Source organism: Paraburkholderia mimosarum LMG 23256 = NBRC 106338, from assembly GCF_000739815.1.
Lineage (GTDB): Bacteria > Pseudomonadota > Gammaproteobacteria > Burkholderiales > Burkholderiaceae > Paraburkholderia > Paraburkholderia mimosarum.
Genome location: NZ_BBJJ01000001.1, coordinates 306,279 through 324,683 on the forward strand (window position 1 = coordinate 306,279; position 18,405 = coordinate 324,683).

An 18,405-nucleotide genomic window follows, 5' to 3' on the forward strand; every position below is an offset into this window, starting at 1 on the left:
GCCCGCGCAGTTTTACAAGTTCGCCTTTGCAACGAGCGATGGCGCGGGCCGCGCGAGCACATGGAAGCTCGGCGTGAGCGGTGCCTACAGGATGCTGCACGACGAACATCTGTGGCATGCGCTGATGCCGCTGATCGAAGGCAGGAAGGCAGTCGCGACGGCACTGGAGCAGGACATGGACAAGCCGATCCCCGGCGTTCAGCGGGAAGGCGACCCGCGGGTAGCGCGGGTATGGCCATTGCGAAAAGTCGGTCTCCTACTCACGGAGGCAATCATGAGCCAGAGAAAGACCATCGACGACCTTTTCGTTCACATGCTCTCGGACATCTACAGCGCCGAAAAGCAGCTCACGCGTGCGCTCGCGAAGCTCTCGCGCACGGCGAGCGATCCGCAGCTCGCCGATGCATTCAAGACCCACCTCGAAGAAACGCAGGGGCAGATCGAGCGCATCGACAAGGTGGTGGAATCGACCGGCATTCGCCTGAAGCGGGTGAAGTGCGTGGCAATGGAAGGTCTCATCGAAGAGGGCGCGGAACTGATCGACGAGATCGAGAAGGGGCCCGTGCTCGATGCGGGGCTCGTGGCGGCCGCGCAGAAGGTGGAGCACTACGAGATCGCCGCGTATGGAAGCCTTTGCGCGCTCGGCAAGCAGTTGGGGCATGAGGAGGCGGTGAACCTGCTCAAGGAGACGCTCGAGGAAGAAAAGGCCACCGACATGAAGCTCACGCAGTTCGCCGAAGCCGCGGGCAACCGGAAGGCTACGGAAAAGCAGTGAGCACGGCGGCGCGGCGGGACAGAGGAGCATGAACACGCCGACGAGTCCGTGCGCCGCGCAGGCCGGGGCGGCGCGCCTGCTGCGCCCGGGTGAGACCTGCGATTCGCTGTGCCACGCGCGGCGCTTGCGGCTGCTGGTCGATGCTGAGGAGTACTTCGGTACGCTGCGCCAGGCCATCGTGCGGGCGCGGCGCAGCGTCATCATCGTCGGCTGGGACATCGACAGCCGCATCGAGCTGGTACCGGGCGGCGCGGACGACGGCTTCCCGGCCGCGCTCGGCGACTTCCTCGCGGCCGTCGCGGCGGCGCGGCCCGCGCTGCGCGTGCGCATTCTCGCGTGGGATTTCGCCATGCTCTACGCGCTCGAGCGCGAATGGCTGCCCGCCTACAAGCTAGGCTGGCGCTCGGGTCGGCGGCTCGCGTTCCGGCTCGACGGGCAGCATCCGCCAGGCGCTTCGCATCATCAGAAGATCGTCGTGGTGGACGACTGCCTCGCATTCGTGGGCGGCATGGATCTCGCGCGCTCGCGCTGGGACACCTGCGCGCACGCGAGCGCCGACCCACGCCGCCGCAACGGGCCGCGCCAGCCTTATGGCCCGATCCACGACGTGCAGGCGATGGTCGACGGCGAGGCCGCGCGTGCCGTGGCGAAGCTCGCGAACGATCGCTGGCGACGCGCGAAAGTCACGGCGCGCGAAGCGCATGACGAAAGCGAACCGGTGCCGCCGCTCCCCGAAGTTCTCGCGACCACGGACGAAAGCGGCGATCCCTGGCCGCCCGGCGTGCGCGCCGATATCGAGGACGTGCGCCTCGGCATCGCGCTCACGGCCGCGCCGCATGGCCCGCGCACGGGCTGCCAGCAGATTCATGCGCTCTATCGCGCGGCGATCGAAGCGGCCCGCGACACGATCTACATCGAGAACCAGTACTTCACGGCGAGCGGCGTCGGTGACACGCTCGCGCGGCGCCTTTCGATGCCCGATCCCCCCGCCGTCGCCGCCGTGATTCCGCGCGAGCAGACGGGCTGGCTTCAGGCTGCCGCCATGGGCACGTTGCGCGCGCGCCTCTACAAGCGCCTGCGCGCGGCGGACCGCGAGCAACGGCTGCGCCTCTACTGGCCGTGGACGGAAGGTCTCGGCGACGCCTTCATCAACGTCCACAGCAAACTCATGATCGTCGACGACGCGCTGCTTTTGATCGGCAGTGCGAATCTGAACAACCGCTCGATGGTGCTCGACACCGAATGCAATATCGCGCTCGAGGCGCTCGGGGATGCGCGCGTGCGGGCCGCCATCGCGCGCATGCGCAATCGCCTGCTCGCCGAGCATCTGGGCGCGCGTTGCGAAGACGTCGAGCGCGCGTTCGAGCGCTTCGCCGGGGACGTCCATCGCGTGATCGAGCGCCTGGGCGGTGGCGCGCGCACGCTGCGCAGATTCGAGCCCCAGGTCTCGCCCGAACTCGACCGCTGGGTGCCCGAGAGCGCCGTGGTCGATCCCGAGCGGCCCGCCGTGCCCGACGAAGTCGTGCGCGAATTCGCGCCGGGCCGCGGTGGCCGCTCGATCACGCGGCGGTTGCTGCTGCTGGGCCTTTGCGCATTGCTCGCGGTCGCGATGACGCTCGCCTGGCATTACACGCCGCTCTCGCGCTTCGTGAGCCTCGCGAGCATTGCACGGGCCGCCCATGCGCTCGCGGCCACGCGCTTCGGTCCGCTGCTCGTGGTGGGCGCATACGCGCTCGCGGCGATCTCGTCGGTGCCGATCACCTTGCTCATCGTCTGCGCGGGGCTGCTGTTCGGCGCCATCGACGGAAGCCTCTACGCGCTGTCCGGCTCGTTGCTCGCGGCGCTCGCGACCTACGCCATCGGCCGCTGGGCCGGGCGCGACGCGGTGCGGCGCCGTGCGGGCTCGCGCCTGAACCGCCTCTCGAAGCGCCTGGGCCGCCAGGGGCTCGCCGCCGTGGTGGTGCTGCGCGTGCTGCCGCTCGCGCCGTTCGTGCTCGTCAATCTGGCGGCCGGCGCCTCGCATATCGCGCTGCGCGACTATGTGCTCGGCACTCTGATCGGCATGGGGCCCGGCATCGTGCTGGCCACCACCTTCGCCCAGCAGCTCGCCGATGCCGTGCGTCATCCCGATCCCCTCACCCTCGCGGCGCTCGCGGGCATCGGCGCGGCGCTCGTGGGGCTATCGGCGGCGTTGCAGCGTTTTCTGGGCCCGCGCCAATGAAGCTCGCCGCCGGTTCGCGCGACGCGATTCTCCAACGCCTTCGACTATGCGCCGGGCGCGGCTCGCGGCGGGGAACGAAAAATGCGCTGGCGGACTCGACCAGGTGACGCCGAGGCTGCGCGTTTATGACAACCCCGTTTGTGATGACCCGGCCGGCAGGCCCTCGCCATTCGCGGCGGCGCAAGGCCAGCGGCGCACCCGGCGTGGCGTTGGTTGCGCTCGCCTCGTTCGCGCCGCTTGCCGCGCTCGCCGAGCCTCAGCAGGACGCGCTGCGGCCGGCAGGCGTGCAGGCCGCGCATATCCTGGCGCTGTGGAACCTCACGCTCGTGGTGTGCGGCATCGTGTTCACGGCTGTCGTGCTCGCGGCGCTCGTCGCGCTCGTGCGCCGCGGGCGCCGTGGCCTGCATGGCGCCGCGCCGCCCGATCTCACGCCGCTTGCGAACCCCGAACCTCGCACGCGGCGCGTCGTCGTCTCGCTCAGCCTCGTTTCGGTCGTGGTGCTGGTCGGCCTCATCGTGGCCGATGTCGCGACCGACCGCGCGCTGTCCGACCTGCCCGTCGACCGCCCGCTGCGTATCGAGCTGACGGGCGAGCAGTGGTGGTGGCAGGCCGTCTATGCGGGCGAGGGCGGCCGGCCCGCGTTCGTCACCGCGAACGAACTGCACGTGCCGGTGGGCCGTCCCGTGGTCGTGTCGCTCAAGGCCGGCGACGTGATCCACAGCTTCTGGGTGCCGAACCTGCACGGCAAGAAAGACATGCTGCCGGGCCTCGATTCGACGATCGAATTCCGCGCCGACCAGGCAGGGGCCTACAGAGGCCAATGCGCGCAGTTCTGCGGCGCCGAACACGCGCTGATGGCGATGCTGGTGGTGGCCGATGCGCCCGCGCACTACGCGGCGTGGGCCGATCATCAAGCCGCCCCGGCGCGTTCGAACGCATTGGCCGATGCCGTCGCGCAGCGCGGCCGCGACGTGTTCGAAAGCGCGACGTGCGCGGGCTGCCATACGGTGCGCGGCACGAGCGCGCACGGCGCGCTGGGTCCGGACCTCACGCACCTGATGAGCCGCCAGACCCTCGCGGCCGGCGTGCTCGCCAATACGCCCGGCAATCTCGCGGACTGGATTCGCAACCCGCAAGCCGTGAAGCCCGGCACGCTGATGCCGACGGTCGCGCTATCCGACACCGATCTTCACGCGCTCGTTCAATGGCTGGGCACACTGCAATGAGCACGACACGCGAACCCCTCGTCGACGCGAGCGCCCTCACCACGATCAAGGACGGCCCCGAAGCCACGGACGAAGTCCGCGCCGCGCTGGCCGGGACCTGGCGCGATCCACCCGGCGTGATCGGCTGGCTTTCGGCGATCAACCACAAGACGATCGCCACGCGCTTCATCGCCACCACGTTCCTGTTCTTCCTGCTGGCGGGCGTGTTCGCGCTCATGATCCGCACGCAGCTCGCACGCCCCGACAGCCGCCTGATCGGCCCCGAACTCTACGACCAGCTCTTCACCATGCACGGCACGGCGATGATGTTCCTGTTCGCCGTGCCCGTCATGCAGGCCGTGGCGGGCTGGACGATCCCGCTCATGATCGGCGCGCGCAGCGTCGCGTTTCCGCGCATGAACGCCTATGCGTACTGGGTGTTCCTGTTCGGCGGGCTCACGTTGTTCGTGGCGTTCGCACTGGGCTCCGGGCCGCGCTCTGGATGGTTCAGCTACGTGCCGCTTTCGGGGCCGAACTACGCGCCGGGCAAGGGCTCGGACATCTGGGCGCAGATGATCACCTTCACCGAGCTTGCCGCGCTGCTCGAAGCCGTGATCCTCATCACGACGATCCTCAAGATGCGCGCGCCGGGCATGTCGCTGAACCGCCTGCCGCTCTTCGCGTGGGCCACGCTCGTCACGCAGTTCATGGTGATCTTCGCGATGCCCGCCATCATGCTCGCGAGCACGGCGCTCATTCTCGACCGCGAAGTGGGCACGCAGTTCTACAACCCCGCGCAAGGCGGCGATGTGCTGCTCTGGCAGCACTTGTTCTGGTTCTTCGGGCACCCCGAGGTCTACCTGATTTTCATCCCCGCGCTGGGCTTCATGTCGGCGATCATCGAGACGTTCTCGCGCCGTCCCATCTTCGGCTACACGGCGATGGTGCTCTCGCTGATCGCGACGGCCTTTCTCGCGTTCGGGCTCTGGGTCCATCACATGTTCGCGACCACGGTGCCCGAACTCGGCAAGAGCTTCTTCACGACGGCGAGCGTGCTGATCGCGGTGCCTTCGGGCGTGCAGATCTACTGTTGGCTCGCGACGCTGCTCACGGGCCGGCTGCATCTGCGCGTGCCGCTTTACTTCGTGCTCGCGTTCTTCTTCGTGCTCGTGCTCGGCGGCATGACGGGCATCATGCTCGGATCGGTGCCGCTCGATCTGCAGATCCACGACACGTACTTCGTGGTCGCGCACCTGCATTACGTGCTGATAGGCGGCGCGGTGTTTCCGCTCTTCGGCGTCATCTACTACTGGTTCCCGAAAATGACGGGACGCCTGCTCGACGAGCGGCTCGGGCTCTGGCACTTCTGGCTCTTCTTCGTCGGCTTCAACGTCACGTTCTTTCCCATGCATCTGCTGGGCCTGCACGGCATGCCGCGGCGCGTGTGGACCTATCCGCAGGCGATGGGCTGGGGCCCGATGAATCTCTGCGCCACCATCGGCGCCTACATGCTGGGCGCAGGCGTGCTCGTGTTTCTCTACAACGTGTTGCGCAGCCTCCTGCGCGGCAAGGCGGCGCCGCCCGACCCCTGGGGCGGGGCGACGCTCGAATGGCGCACGGCCAGCCCGCCGCCGCCGCACAACTTCGACGCGCTGCCCGTCGTGCAGAGCCGCACGCCCGGCTGGGAGCCGGCGTGCGAACCGGCCGGCGTGGCCGGTCTCGCGGCCGGCGCGCGCGAGGTGCTGACCACGAGCGCGCTCGACGCGGTACCCGAGACGCGACCGTTGTTTCCGCAACCATCGATCTGGCCGTTCATTTCGGCGATTGCGACGACGGTGTTCTTCATCGGCTCGATTTACACGCCCACCGCGGTCTGGTGGGGGACCGTGCCCGTCGCTGTCGCGCTGATCGCCTGGTTCTGGCCAGGTCGGCGCGAGAACCGCATCGCCACGGCGCTAGAACGGTGGCCGGGGCGCGGGCCAAACGCGGCGCGCGTCGCCGGCGAGCCCGCCGCGCTCGACGTGCGCGAACTGCCGAGCTTCGACTTCAGCCACCGCAGCCTCATGTGGTGGGCCACGGCGGGGCTCATGCTGATCGAAGGGACGGTGTTCGCCGTCGCCATCGGCATGTCCTTCTATCTGCGCAACGTGAACGCGGCGTGGCCGCTGAACGCGCCGCCGCCGGGGCTCGTCTGGGGCACGCTGAACACGGTCGTGCTGCTCGCGAGCCTCGTGCCGAACGAGATCTCCCGGCGCGCCGCCCTGCGCGGCGACCGCGAGGGCGCGCGGCTGTGGCTTGCCGTGTGCTTCGTGTTCGGCATTGCGTTTCTCGTGCTGCGCGGCTTCGAGTTCACGACGCTCAATGTGATGTGGTACGCGAATGCCTATGGCTCGATCGTCTGGCTTCTGCTGGGTCTGCATACCACGCACCTCGTCACGGACGCCGTGGACACGGCGGTGCTCGTCGCGCTGCTGTACAGGGGGCCGTTCGAGGGCAAGCGGCTCGTCGATACGAGCGAGAACGCAATCTACTGGTACTTCGTGGTACTGAGCTGGCTGCCGATCTATGCGGTGGTCTACCTCGCGCCACGGGTTCATCTGTGAGGGCAGGGATGCGAACGTGGCTCGGACTGCTGGCGGCGCCGTTTCTCGTGCTCGGCGTGCAGGGCGCCGATTACGCGCTGATCCAGCTTGCGTGCGCGACGGGCAGCGACCTGCCGCTGCACCTGGTGAGCGCGGCCGCGCTGCTGTTCTCGCTCGCGGCGGCGTGCCTCGCGTGGCGGCGCTGGCGCGAGACGGCCCACGCCGGCGATGCGAGCTATGCGACGGGCGGGGCGCGCCCGGCGTTCTTCGCTTCGATGGCGGCCATCGTCGCCGCGTTCTGCGCGCTCGTTCAACTGATGATGTGGTTCCCGCAATGGTGGCTGCCCGCATGTCGATGACAGGTCGTTCGCTTCGCTTCGCGGTTTCGTGGCCTGCGTGCGCCGGCCTCGGCCTCGCGCTGCCTGCGCACGCGCATGGGCTTGCCGTGCCGCCCGACGGGGCGATTTCGTTCGGCTGGGATTTCGCGCCGTGGGTGGCCGTGCTGTTGGGCGTCAGTTTGCTCGCTTACGTGGCAGGCCTCGCGCGCGTAGCCGTTCGCGGCGGCGGCACCGCGCGCAGCGTGCGCCTGCGCCAGGCCGCGGCGTTTCTCGCTGGCTGGCTCTTTCTTTTAGTGGCGTTGTGCTCGCCGCTCGATACGTTGAGCGGCGCGCTCTTCTCCGCGCACATGGTCCAGCACGAAACGCTGATGCTGATCGCGGCACCGCTGTGCGTGCTGGGCCGCCCGCTCGGCATCTGGATGTGGGCGCTGCCCCATCGCGCGCGGCTAGCGCTTGGCGTGGCGATCCGGTCCGCCGCGTTCTGCGCGATCTGGCGCGCGGCGAGCGCGCCGCTCACCGCATGGCTGCTCCAGGCCGTGGCGCTCTGGGCCTGGCACGCGCCGAAGCTCTTCGAAGCCGCGCTGCGCAATTCCGCCGTGCATTCGCTGCAGCATGCGAGCTTTTTCGTGACTTCGCTGCTGTTCTGGTGGAGCGTGTTCGGCGAGGGCGCGCACCGGCACACGGGCGGGCCCGCCATGCTCTCGCTCTTCACGACGATGGTTCACACGAGCGCCCTGGGCGCGCTGATCGCGCTCTCGCCGGGGCTCTGGTATCCGTCGTACATCGAAACGTGCAGCGCGCTCGGCGTCGATCCGCTGCACGATCAGCAACTGGGCGGCCTCATCATGTGGGTGCCGGGCGCGGCCGCGTATCTCATAGGAGGACTGACGATTGCGGGGCGCTGGCTCGCCGCGCAACGCGCGACGACGTTCCTCGCGCAGACCGGCTTCGTCCGGCAGGACGGTGCGCCATGAAGCGGGCCATAAAGCGGGCCATAAAACGGTCCATGAAGCGGCCTATGAAGCGGCCTATGAAGCGCACCATGAAGCGCACCATGAAGCGGCGCGCAAAAGCGGCGGCGGTGTGCGCGATGGTGATCGCGGCGGCCGCGCTGTTCGCGCGACGCGACGCGCTTCACGCGCAAGGGGCGAACGCATCGGCGCTGCCCGCGGACCCCGCGACGCTCGCGCGCGGCGCGTACCTCGCGAAGGCCGGCGACTGCGCGGGGTGCCACACGGCAGTGCAGGGCGGCGCGCCGTTCGCGGGCGGCCAGGGGCTGGGCTCGCCGTTCGGCACCATCATGTCGACGAATATCACGCCCGATCCGCAATACGGCATCGGCCGCTACACGTTCGACGAATTCGCGCGGGCGCTGCGCGAAGGGGTGGCGCGCGGTGGCAAGCACCTGTACCCGGCGATGCCCTATGCGTCGTTCGCGAAGGTCAGCGACGACGACCTGCGCGCGCTCTACGCGTACCTCATGCACGGCGTCGCGCCCGTCGCGCGGCCCGCGCCGCCTTCCGACGTCGCGTTCCCGTTCAACCAGCGTTGGGCGCTGCGCTTCTGGCAATGGACGTTCGTTCCGCGCGGCATCTACGCAGACAAACCGGGACACGACGCGCAATGGAACCGCGGCGCCTACCTCGTGCAAGGACTCGGCCACTGTGGCTCCTGTCATACGCCGCGCGGCGCGGCGTATCAGGAACGTGGCTACGACGAAGGCTCGCGCGAATATCTGGTGGGCGGCGTCAACGACCACTGGTTCGCGGCCAACCTCACCGGCGACGCGGGATCGGGTCTCGGCCGCCTGAGCGAAGCGCAGATCGCGTCGTTCCTCAAGACGGGGCACGGTGCGGGCGCGGTCGCATACGGCACGATGGTCGCGCAGGTGGAGGACAGCACGCAGTACCTGAGCGACGCCGACCTCGCCGCCATCGCTCACTACCTGAAGGGCCTGCCCGCGCAGCAGCCTTCGGGCACGTGGACGCCCGGCCGCGACGAACCGCACTCGCCCTCGAACGGCAACCGCATCGCGTCGTCGCTCACGCCCGGCAAGGACGTCTATGGCTCGTTCTGCGCGCGCTGCCATCGCGAAGACGGCAGCGGCGTGCCGCATGCCTTCCCAGCGCTCGCCGGCAATCCTTCGGTGCTGACCGAGGACACGACTTCGCTGATCCGCCTGCTCGTGGAGGGCGGCAACAGCCCGTCCACGCTCACGGGCCCGCCGCGCCAGGCGATGCCGGGCTTCGTGGGCACGCTCGCCGACGTGCAGATCGCCAACGTGCTCACCTATATCCGCAGCGCGTGGGGCAACGACGCGCAGCCGATCACGACGAACGACGTGAGCACGCTGCGCCAGGCGTTGCACAAGTAAAACGCGAAGCCGGAGGAATGCACCGTGCGCGAAAAAGCACGAACGCTTGCGGCGCACCACGCGATGGCCTGGCGCTCCGGCGGCGCGTGGCGGGCGGCGCGCGGCTAGCGACAGCGGCACTGCACTTGCGCTGCGTGAGGAGGACTGGCTTGGGAGGGCACGGACAATGGATGAGTCATCGGTCGTCGCCATGGTGCGGCGGGAAGACCCCGGCACGCCCGACGCGGCCGTGCTGCTCGACGAATTGAGCGCGATGATCGCGCTGTACTGCGGCGACGGCGCGCAAAGGCACTTTCAGCCCGAGGACGTGCGCCTCGCGCGCAGCGCGTTCGTGGTGGCGAGGACGATGGATGGGCTGGCGATCGGCTGCGGCGCGCTGCGGCGCTTCTCGTTCGAGGTGGCCGAATTCAAGCGCATTTACCGGCGGCCCGAGTGGGCCGGGGCCGGCGCGGCGGTGCTGCGTCATCTGGAGCGGCTGGCCGTGGCGATGGGGTATCGGCGCGTGATCCTGCAGACGCGGGAAGCGAATCGCCGCGCCATAGCGTTTTATCTGCGGCATGGCTACGAGCCTATCGCGCCTTATGGGGAATATACGGCCATGCGCGATGCGCGGTGTTTCGGAAAAGTTCTGGCGCCGGGAGGAACGGCGCCAACACCATCGATGTGACCGCGCCGCCCGAGCGAATAGCGAAACGTCTCGACGTGCAAGCGCGAAATCAACGGCGGCGCAGCAACGCGTGCGCGCGGCGCAGGGCTTCGACGATATGGGCGCGGGCTTCGTCGCGCACCGCCGGATCGGGCGCGCGCAGCACGTAGGAGGGATGCCACGTGGCGATCACGGTGCGCGCGCCGGCCTTCGCGGTCTGGTCCATCCAGGCGTTCAGGCGCGCATGTGGATCGCCCAGCACGGCGCGCAGCGCCGTCGCCCCGAGCGCCACGATCACCTTCGGCTGCACGTTCGCGATCTCGCGTTCGAGCCAGTAGGCGCAGGCTTCGACTTCGCGCTGGGCCGGCGTGCGATGCAGGCGGCGCTTGCCGCGCAGTTCCCATTTGAAGTGCTTGACCGCGTTGGTCACATAGACGGTTTCGCGGACGATGCCGGCCTCGGCAAGGGCACTGTCGAGCAGGCGTCCGGCCGGGCCGACGAAGGGCAGGCCCGCGCGGTCTTCGCTGTCGCCGGGTTGTTCGCCGACGAGCATCAGCGTGGCGGGCGCGTCGCCCGCGCCGGGCACGGCCTGCGTGGCGTCGCGCCAGAGCGCGCAGCGGCGGCATGCGTCGAGCGATTCGGGTTGCTGTTGCGGATCGACGTCGGCACCTGCGGACGCGGGGCGCGGCGATCGCTTCGGCCTGGTCGGCATGCGGTTGTCTCCGTCGCGGTTGCGTGCGTCGCGTTCTCACGCGCTCGTGGCGCGATTGCCCCTGCATTCGCGCGATTGCATCGCGTGCAAGCGAATCGAGACACACATCGTCTGAGCAGCAACTGCCGTGCCGCTCTCCCGCTCAGGCGCCGCACACGTCGGGAACGTTCAATGCGGAACATCGAATGTCCCGCCGATTCCGTGAGCCAATCCCATGCGTATTGCCCAGGTTGCCCCGCTCTACGAACGCGTGCCGCCCGCGCGCTACGGCGCCACTGAGCGGATCGTCCACTACCTGACCGAGGCGCTCGTCGCGCGCGGCCACGAGGTGACGCTGTTCGCGAGCGCCGATTCCCTCACCGCGGCCTCGCTCGTGCCGTGCTGCCCGCGCCCGCTGTGGCACGACCGCGAGGTCACGGACACGCTCGTCCATCACGTCGCGCAGCTCGAACGCGTGGCCGCGCGCGCCCACGAATTCGACGTCGTTCACTTCCATACGGAGCCGCTGCACCTGCCGCTCGTGCGCCACCTGAACGTGGCGACGGTCACGACGCTGCATGGCGTGATCCGCCGCCGCGACCTGGGCGCGCTGCTGGACGTCTCGCGCGACGCGCCGCTCGTTTCGATCTCGCATGCGCAGCGCGGCTGTGCACCGCATGCGAACTGGCTCGCGACGATCGCGCACGGTTTGCCGCTCGACGCCTTCGCGCCGGGCGCCGGTCACGACGGCTACCTGCTATGGATGGGCCGCATGATGCCGGGCAAAGGCCCCGATACGGCGATCGACATCGCGCGCCGCGCCGGCAAGCCGCTGAAGATGGCGGCCGCCGTGCATCCGGGCGAGCGGGCCTGGTTCGACGAACGCATGCGGCCGTTGCTCGCGCGTCATGCCGGCTGTGTCGACTATCTGGGCGAAGTGGGGGGAGAGCCGCGCGCCGCGCTGCTGCGCCGCGCCGAGGCACTCCTCGTGCCCATCGCCTGGGACGAGCCGTTCGGCCTCGTCATGATCGAGGCGCTGGCGAGCGGAACGCCCGTGATCGCTTACCGGCGCGGCGCGGTGCCCGAGGTGATCGAAGACGGCGTGAGCGGGTTCATCGTCGAAGGCGTGGGGGCCGCGGTCGAGGCGGTCGCGCGACTCCCATCGCTTTCGCGCGCGCGCTGCCGCGCCGCGTTCGAAGGGCGCTTCACGGCGGCGCGCATGTGCGAGGAGTATCTGCGCGCGTACGGGGCGCTGCTGGAACGTCGCGCATCGGGTCAAGAAGCTTGCCGCGAAGTACGCGATGAAGCGGGCCACGAAGCAGGCCACGAGGCAGGTCGTGCAGCAAGCCACGAAGCAGGCCACGAAGCAGGCGACAAACCGGTTCGCACGACGCCTGCGCCAGCCTGAATGCCCGACGCCTCGCACAAGGAGAAGCCATCATGCCGAAAACATCCGCCGAACAAGCCGCCAGTCTCGTGCGCAAGGGGCAAACCGAAGAGGGCGTACCGCGCGACGTGTTTCGCGCGCGCTTCATGGCGCGCTTCTACGACCCCGCGTTTCGCGGCGAAGACGCGGCGCTCGCGCGCCTCGAGGCCATCGCGTGGGACGCTTACAGCGAAGGGCGCAAGGCGCCCGTCACGTCGAGAGCCGGCGAAGGCTACGCCGATCCCGACTACGCGCTCTCCACCGAATGGCGTGCGGCGCGTGAACGCATCGACGCGGCGCAGCACCGCCAGCGTTCGGCCGGCACGCCGTCGCGCATCCTCGTCGTCAATGCGTCCTCGCGCAACGACTACACCTGCCCAGGAGAGATGTCGAAGAGCTTCCGGCTCGCGAAGATCTGCGAACGCGAGATCGAGCAGGCCGGCGTCGAAGCCGATCTGCTCGACCTTTCGCGGCTAACCGCCGAGCCCGATCTGCACATCCACCCGTGCAAGGGCTGCGTTTCGACGGCGATGCCGCTTTGTCACTGGCCTTGCAGCTGCTATCCCAATCATTCGCTCAACCAGATCAACGACTGGATGGCGGAGATCTACGAGCGCTTCGCGGCCTGCCACGGCGCGATCTTCGTCACGCCCGTCTACTGGTATCAGGTGAGCAGCCCGCTCAAGCTGATGATGGACCGGCTCGTCTGCGCGGACGGCGGCAATCCGGACCCGACGTCCACGCACGGCAAGCATCCGGACGAAGCGAAGGCGCTCGAACTGTCGGGCTGGCACTTTCCGAAGCATCTGGCGGGGCGCGCGTATGGCGCGATCGTGCACGGCGACGTGGCCGGTATCGAGGACACGCGCCGCGCGCTCGCCGACTGGCTCGACTGGATGGGCTGGATCGATGCGGGCGCGTCGGCGCGCCTCGACCGCATGGTGGGCTACTACGAGCCCTATGCGACCTCGCACCAAACGCTCGATGCCGACGAGCGCTTCCAGCAGGAAGTGGTGAACGTGGCGCGCGCCGTGGTCAAGGCGGTGACGGCGCTGCGCGCGGGCGAGCTCCATCGCGCCGACGAAGGCATCGAGCCGCCACGCGCGAAGTGACGCGAACCGTCGTTCGTGCGCGGCGGCTTGCTCCGTCTCCTTTGGGATCGAAGCGAGGACGACTTCGAGCCAGCTGGAAAGGTTCATGAAGCCTCCGTGACATGCTGCGGGGCCTCTTGAAATTTCCGTTCCATGCGCTATTTTATTCATCGCTCAGGCAGTCGCGATAAGCGCTGCGTGTTTCGATTTGTTTGTCGGCGGGGCTTCCCACGGCAGGCGGACTGGAGCGCGTGGTTCCATTCGTCTTCCGTGCCGGCCCAGGTTTCAAGGAGCCAGTCATGAGCGATCCCTTCTTCAGCACTGATCTGCTGGGCGAATTCGACCGCCTGCAACGGCAGATGGCCAGTCTCTTTCCGGGCTTTCCCGCAAGCCTGCGCGCGATGCGCAGCGAGACATTCCCGCCTCTCAACATCGGCAGCACCGACGACAGCGTCGAGATCGTCGCGTTCGCGCCGGGACTCGACCCGTCAGCGATCGACGTCTCGATCGACAAAGGGCTGCTCACGATCAGTGGCGAGCGCAAGCCGCCCGAGAACCGGTCGGGAGACGATACGCGCGTGTACGCGAGCGAGCGCTTCATGGGCGCGTTCCGGCGCGTCGTCGAACTGCCGCAGCACGCCGACCCCGACAAGGTCAACGCGCGTTATGTGAACGGATGCCTGACGATCAGCGTCGGACGTTCCGAGGCGTCGAAGCCGCGCGCGATCACCGTGCAGTGAGCCCGGCGTGAACCATGCGATCACGGAGGACATCATGAACGACAGCACTGAACTGACCCGTGCGGCGCACAACGAGGTCGCCGCGCGCGAGACCGGCGAATCCGCGCAGCAGGTCACCCGCATTACCCCGCCGGTGGACGTGTTCGAGGACAGCCGCGGCATCACGCTGTATGCGGACCTGCCGGGCGTGCCGCGCGAGAAGCTCGACGTGCGCGTGCAGGACGGCAATCTGACCATCGAGGCAGAGGCGGTGATCCCCATGCCATCCGGGCTGCGCCTGCAGCATGGCGAAGTGCGCCACCCGCACTTTCGGCGAGCCTTCACGCTCAGCCCCGACTTCGACGTTTCGCGCATCGATGCGCAACTGCGCGATGGCGTGCTGAGGCTCACCATTCCTCGCCGCGAAGAAGCGAAGCCGCGACGTATCGAGGTGAGGGTTGACTAGGCCGGAAGGGTCGTGCGGCGCGGGCCGCCGGGTTCGCGCCGCTGCACGCCGCCAGGCGCCGCTCGTATCGTTTTTCTGCACCGTGCCCCAGTTCACGGTTTCATTCTTGACGGGAGACGGCAATGCTCAGTCCACATGAATTCGCAACGCTGATGCTGGTTCGTCAGGCCCCGGACCAGCTCGACATGAACCGCGCCGAACTCGACGCGCTGCTGGAGCGGCAACTGGTGATGCTCGAACATAGCGCCGCGGGCCGGCGCCGCGCGCATCTGACCGAAAGGGGGCGGACCGTGCTCGACGTGCTGCATCCGGAAAGCGTCGAGCGCCGAACTCGCGCGCCTGGGGCATATGCACGCGCCGACGACAACGATGTGCCGTCCCGGGCCGCCACGACGGATATCGTGGTGCCGCAAGGCGGGGGCTGATCAAGGGCGCGTTTCGCCGGACGGCGGGCGTTTGCAGCATTCGCGTGCAGGCATTTCTGCGGCCATCCGACCCCGCCGCGCCGTTGGCACTCCGCAAGGCGCGGCTATCCAGGCAAGCGCCTTGCTGCCACCCGTGTGGCAAGGGAAAAGACGGACCCGGCGATGCCTTCGTTTCCCCGGTGTGGCGGGGCTGTCCGTAAAGCTGAACTTACGAACAGCGGCCTTGTGTGTACTTTGGGGCCTTCCGTGGAATATGCTCGTATGAGCCACATCGAAGCATTTATCCGCCAGAACCGTCACTGCATGGGAGACACGATGGTGGTCCAAAGGCTCACAATCCGCGCCGCATCCGGCAAGCTCAAGGTCATCCCGGTATGGCGATGCCTCGCACAAAGCGGCGCCAAGGTCGTTCGGTGGAACGCGTGTGCCGATCGCGGCACGGGCGTGGACTCGATGACCATCGACATTCTCGAAATCGATCCTGGCCGCGTGGGGGAGATGAGTACCACGCTGGCACCGCTCGAAATGAGCGTGACGACTTTGAATTTGACGGTGATATCGAGTCCCGCATCCGCCCATGATGCGGAAGACTCGAGCGAGGCAGCGGATTCGCTCTGAACCCGACTTTCGGGTTCAACGCCAGCGATGCCCGGAACCGATCGCCGCTCGCGGCTCGTTCCGCGCACGGCGAGCGCTCGCGATTTCATGCCTTTCAGGCGAACGACAATCAGGACAATCAGGACGGAAGGAATCCGCCGATACAGAAAATTCAGGAGACGCAGGTGCTGAGCCCTCACGAATTTGCGACGCTCATGCTGGTCAAGGCGTCGCCAGATCAGATCGACATGGACCGCGGCGAACTCGACACGCTGCTCGAACAACAACTCGTAGCACTCGAGAGCCTCCCTACCGGCATGCGCCGGCCGCGCGTGACGGATCAAGGCGAATTCCTGCTTCAGGCGATCACGCGAAAACGTTGACGGGTGTCGGTTCCGCCGCTTTGGGAACGATCTGTGCGGGACTTCGGAACGGCCGCAAGCGGGGGCGTTCCGATGATCACGACAGATGCAGGCATGGCAGACGGCGGGCACCGGCCCGATACGCTCGGGCGGCGCGCGAAGACGCTCATTCAGTACGCGAACCATCCTTTGCGCCTGCTATGGCGGTACGTCCGCGCCCATCCGTACGGGCATGCGCTGGTCGTCTCGTCCATCGCCGCGGCCGTGGGCTGTGCGCTCGGGGCGCAGTTTGCGATCCGCGATCTCATCGATGCATTGCCCGCAGGCCGCGAGCATCCCTCGCGCGTCGTGGGCGCCTTTCTCGTCATCGTTGCGCTGCTGTTCGCCGATAACCTCCTCTGGCGTCTGGCGGGGCTGGCCGGTGTGCGAACCTTCGTTGCGGTAACGGGCGACGTGCGGCGCGAGTTGTTCGGCTATCTCACCGGCCATTCGCCCGCCTACTTTTCGAACGCGCAGCCGGGCACGCTGGCAAGCCGGATTTCCGCCACGGCCAACGCCATTTTCACGATCGAGAATACGTCGGCGTGGAGCGCCATTCCAACCTTGCTGACGGTGCTGGGATCCGTCGTGCTCATCGGCTGGGTGAACGTCGGGATGGCCTTCGCGCTCGTCGTGATTTCCGCTCTCATGACGGTGTTCCTGTTCTGGCTCGCGAGAAGGGGCAGTGAGCGGCATTTGGATTTTGCTTCATGGGCGGCTTCCGTCGATGGCGAACTGGTCGATCTGCTCGGCAACATGCCGACCATCAAAGCCTTCGATGCAACGGCGCGCGAATGCCTGCGTTTCGGCAACTTTCTCAACAACGAAATCCGCTCGCGCCAATCGTCGTTGCGTCACCTCGAAAAACTCAGGATCGTGCACGCCGTTCTCACGGTGCTGCTGTCGGGCTCGCTGCTCGGCTGGGTCGTCTGGCTCTGGACCGTGGAGCGGGCCACCACGGGCGATGTCGTGCTCGTGAGTTCGCTCGGATTCGCCATTTTGCATGGCACGCGCGACCTCGCCGTCGCGCTGGTGGATATGACCCAGCATGTGGCGCGGCTTGCCGACGCCGCGCAATTCCTGCTCGTTCCGCGTGAGATGGAGCAACGGGTGGGCGTGCCGAACCTGGAAGTTCGCGACGCGAATATCGATTTCGAGAATATTTCGTTTTCCTATCCAGGCCGGCGTCGTGTGCTGGACCACTTCAGCCTTCATATCGACGCGGGACAACGTGTGGGTCTCGTCGGACCGTCCGGCGCGGGAAAGAGCACGGTGCTCGCGCTGCTGCTTCGCTGGTTCGATCCGCCACTGGGAGCGGGCGCGGTATGCATTTCCGGACAGCGCCTCACGGACGTCAACCTGAAGAGCCTGCATGATGCGGTGAGTTTCGTGCCGCAGGACATTTCGCTCTTCAACCGCTCGCTGCTGGACAACCTGCGCTACGGCCGCCCCGAAGCGACGGAAGAGGAAGTGCTTCAGGCCTGCGAGCACGCGGGTTGCCTCGATTTGATCCGCTCGTTGCCGGAGGGTTTGCACACGGCCGTGGGCGAACGCGGCGCGCGCCTCTCGGGCGGGCAGCGGCAGCGCATCGCGATCGCGCGCGCCTTCCTGAAAGACGCGCCTATCCTGTTGCTCGACGAAGCGACCTCGGCACTCGACAGCGCCTCGGAGGCCGTGATCCAGGCCGCGCTGGACAAGCTCATGAAAGGGCGTACGGTCGTTGCCATCGCACACCGCCTTTCGACGCTGCAAAACTTCGATCGCATCGTCGTCATTCAGGACGGCCGGCTCGTGGACGATGGGCCACCCGGGGAACTGGCGTGCCGGCCTGGCATTTATCGCGATGTCCTGCTTCGTCGCGAATACCCGAAGGCGATGGGTTGACTCGCGAGATGCTGCGTCGTTGCGGTGCCCGCATGATCGAGGCGATGCACGAACCTCTCGTGCCCGGCATGGGCCTTGCGGGATGCGAGTGCTGCCGCCTGAGATGGCGACCGCCGTGCCCGACGTTCAGCACAGTGGTTGGCAACTCGATCCCGGCGGCGTCGACATCATCAAGCAAGCGGGTTTTCGAATCGATAGCACGGAGGAAAATATGAAGACGACGAAGAGTCACCTTATCGCCGCACTGGCGTGTCTCGCACTTTCCGGCGGCGCCTTTGCGCAAGCGGGCGGCGGCACCGCTGGCGGAAGCGGGGGCGGCAGCGGTAGCAGCGGCGGCGGCACGGGCATGAGCGCGCCGCAATCAGGCGGTCCGACGGCTACGGAGTCCAACGCCCAGGGCGCCGACACGCTCGGCAATTCCGGCCCGTCGACCACCAACAAAAAGATGCGGCACCACAAGGCGGCACATGCCAACGCTGCCTCGACGGAGTGAGCGCTCTTGAACGCGCCCGGCGCCTTGCGCTGGGCGCGTTGCAATGAGTCGCACACGGGATAATCGGGGCG

Annotated in this window: 18 protein-coding genes; 17 read left to right on the forward strand and 1 reads right to left on the reverse strand. The window is 67.8% G+C overall.

Annotation, left to right across the window (positions count from 1 at the left end; all coding sequences use genetic code 11):
* Positions 1-274: 274 nt before the first annotated feature.
* The 8 genes from BMI01S_RS01325 (at position 275) to BMI01S_RS01360 (ending at position 10,162) form a co-directional block, all read left to right on the forward strand.
* Complete coding sequence (locus tag BMI01S_RS01325) at positions 275-775, forward strand: YciE/YciF ferroxidase family protein (RefSeq protein WP_028210608.1); 501 nt, start codon at positions 275-277, stop codon at positions 773-775.
* 28 nt (positions 776-803) lie between these two features.
* Entirely contained in the window at positions 804-2,996 is a 2,193-nt protein-coding gene (locus tag BMI01S_RS01330; protein ID WP_028229870.1) for a VTT domain-containing protein, read from the forward strand.
* 125 nt (positions 2,997-3,121) lie between these two features.
* Positions 3,122-4,222, forward strand: a complete 1,101-nt coding sequence (locus BMI01S_RS01335) for a cytochrome c oxidase subunit II (RefSeq protein ID WP_244145264.1) — start codon at positions 3,122-3,124, stop codon at positions 4,220-4,222.
* A complete protein-coding gene (gene ctaD, locus BMI01S_RS01340) occupies positions 4,219-6,804 on the forward strand; it encodes a cytochrome c oxidase subunit I (RefSeq protein ID WP_028229872.1) in 2,586 nt (861 codons plus the stop codon). The genes BMI01S_RS01335 and ctaD overlap by 4 nt, the downstream gene beginning before the upstream one ends.
* Positions 6,805-6,812: 8 nt before the next feature.
* Positions 6,813-7,142: a hypothetical protein gene (locus BMI01S_RS01345; protein ID WP_028210612.1), complete on the forward strand. Its 330-nt coding sequence runs from the start codon at positions 6,813-6,815 to the stop codon at positions 7,140-7,142.
* Positions 7,133-8,095, forward strand: a complete 963-nt coding sequence (locus tag BMI01S_RS01350; protein ID WP_244145263.1) for a cytochrome c oxidase assembly protein — start codon at positions 7,133-7,135, stop codon at positions 8,093-8,095. The genes BMI01S_RS01345 and BMI01S_RS01350 overlap by 10 nt, the downstream gene beginning before the upstream one ends.
* A 68-nt stretch (positions 8,096-8,163) precedes the next feature.
* Positions 8,164-9,495: a c-type cytochrome gene (locus tag BMI01S_RS01355; protein ID WP_042288100.1), complete on the forward strand. Its 1,332-nt coding sequence runs from the start codon at positions 8,164-8,166 to the stop codon at positions 9,493-9,495.
* Between the two features lie 166 nt (positions 9,496-9,661).
* Positions 9,662-10,162, forward strand: coding sequence for a GNAT family N-acetyltransferase (locus BMI01S_RS01360; RefSeq protein WP_028229874.1), 501 nt, complete (start codon positions 9,662-9,664; stop codon positions 10,160-10,162).
* Between the two features lie 49 nt (positions 10,163-10,211).
* Here the strand turns inward: BMI01S_RS01360 and BMI01S_RS01365 are convergent, their stop codons facing one another.
* On the reverse strand, positions 10,212-10,853 hold the full coding sequence (locus BMI01S_RS01365) for a UdgX family uracil-DNA binding protein (RefSeq protein WP_028229875.1): 642 nt from the start codon (positions 10,851-10,853) through the stop codon (positions 10,212-10,214).
* A gap of 214 nt (positions 10,854-11,067) precedes the next feature.
* Here BMI01S_RS01365 and BMI01S_RS01370 point away from each other — a divergent pair, with 214 nt between their 5' ends.
* The 9 genes from BMI01S_RS01370 to BMI01S_RS01410 all read left to right on the forward strand — a co-directional run bounded on the left by BMI01S_RS01370 (position 11,068) and on the right by BMI01S_RS01410 (position 18,334).
* A complete protein-coding gene (locus tag BMI01S_RS01370) occupies positions 11,068-12,240 on the forward strand; it encodes a glycosyltransferase family 4 protein (RefSeq protein ID WP_063619574.1) in 1,173 nt (390 codons plus the stop codon).
* Positions 12,241-12,272: 32 nt separating this feature from the next.
* Positions 12,273-13,370: a flavodoxin family protein gene (locus BMI01S_RS01375; protein WP_244145262.1), complete on the forward strand. Its 1,098-nt coding sequence runs from the start codon at positions 12,273-12,275 to the stop codon at positions 13,368-13,370.
* 278 nt (positions 13,371-13,648) lie between these two features.
* Complete coding sequence (locus tag BMI01S_RS01380; protein ID WP_028229877.1) at positions 13,649-14,089, forward strand: Hsp20/alpha crystallin family protein; 441 nt, start codon at positions 13,649-13,651, stop codon at positions 14,087-14,089.
* A gap of 34 nt (positions 14,090-14,123) precedes the next feature.
* Entirely contained in the window at positions 14,124-14,534 is a 411-nt protein-coding gene (locus BMI01S_RS01385) for an Hsp20/alpha crystallin family protein (RefSeq protein WP_028210618.1), read from the forward strand.
* Between the two features lie 122 nt (positions 14,535-14,656).
* Positions 14,657-14,959, forward strand: coding sequence for a hypothetical protein (locus BMI01S_RS41815; RefSeq protein WP_081715882.1), 303 nt, complete (start codon positions 14,657-14,659; stop codon positions 14,957-14,959).
* A gap of 261 nt (positions 14,960-15,220) precedes the next feature.
* A complete protein-coding gene (locus BMI01S_RS01395; RefSeq protein ID WP_028210619.1) occupies positions 15,221-15,577 on the forward strand; it encodes a hypothetical protein in 357 nt (118 codons plus the stop codon).
* Between the two features lie 164 nt (positions 15,578-15,741).
* A complete protein-coding gene (locus BMI01S_RS01400) occupies positions 15,742-15,939 on the forward strand; it encodes a hypothetical protein (RefSeq protein ID WP_028210620.1) in 198 nt (65 codons plus the stop codon).
* A gap of 72 nt (positions 15,940-16,011) precedes the next feature.
* Entirely contained in the window at positions 16,012-17,841 is a 1,830-nt protein-coding gene (locus BMI01S_RS01405; protein ID WP_036044070.1) for an ABC transporter ATP-binding protein, read from the forward strand.
* A 211-nt stretch (positions 17,842-18,052) separates the two neighbouring features.
* Entirely contained in the window at positions 18,053-18,334 is a 282-nt protein-coding gene (locus BMI01S_RS01410) for a hypothetical protein (protein ID WP_036018293.1), read from the forward strand.
* Positions 18,335-18,405: the final 71 nt, after the last annotated feature.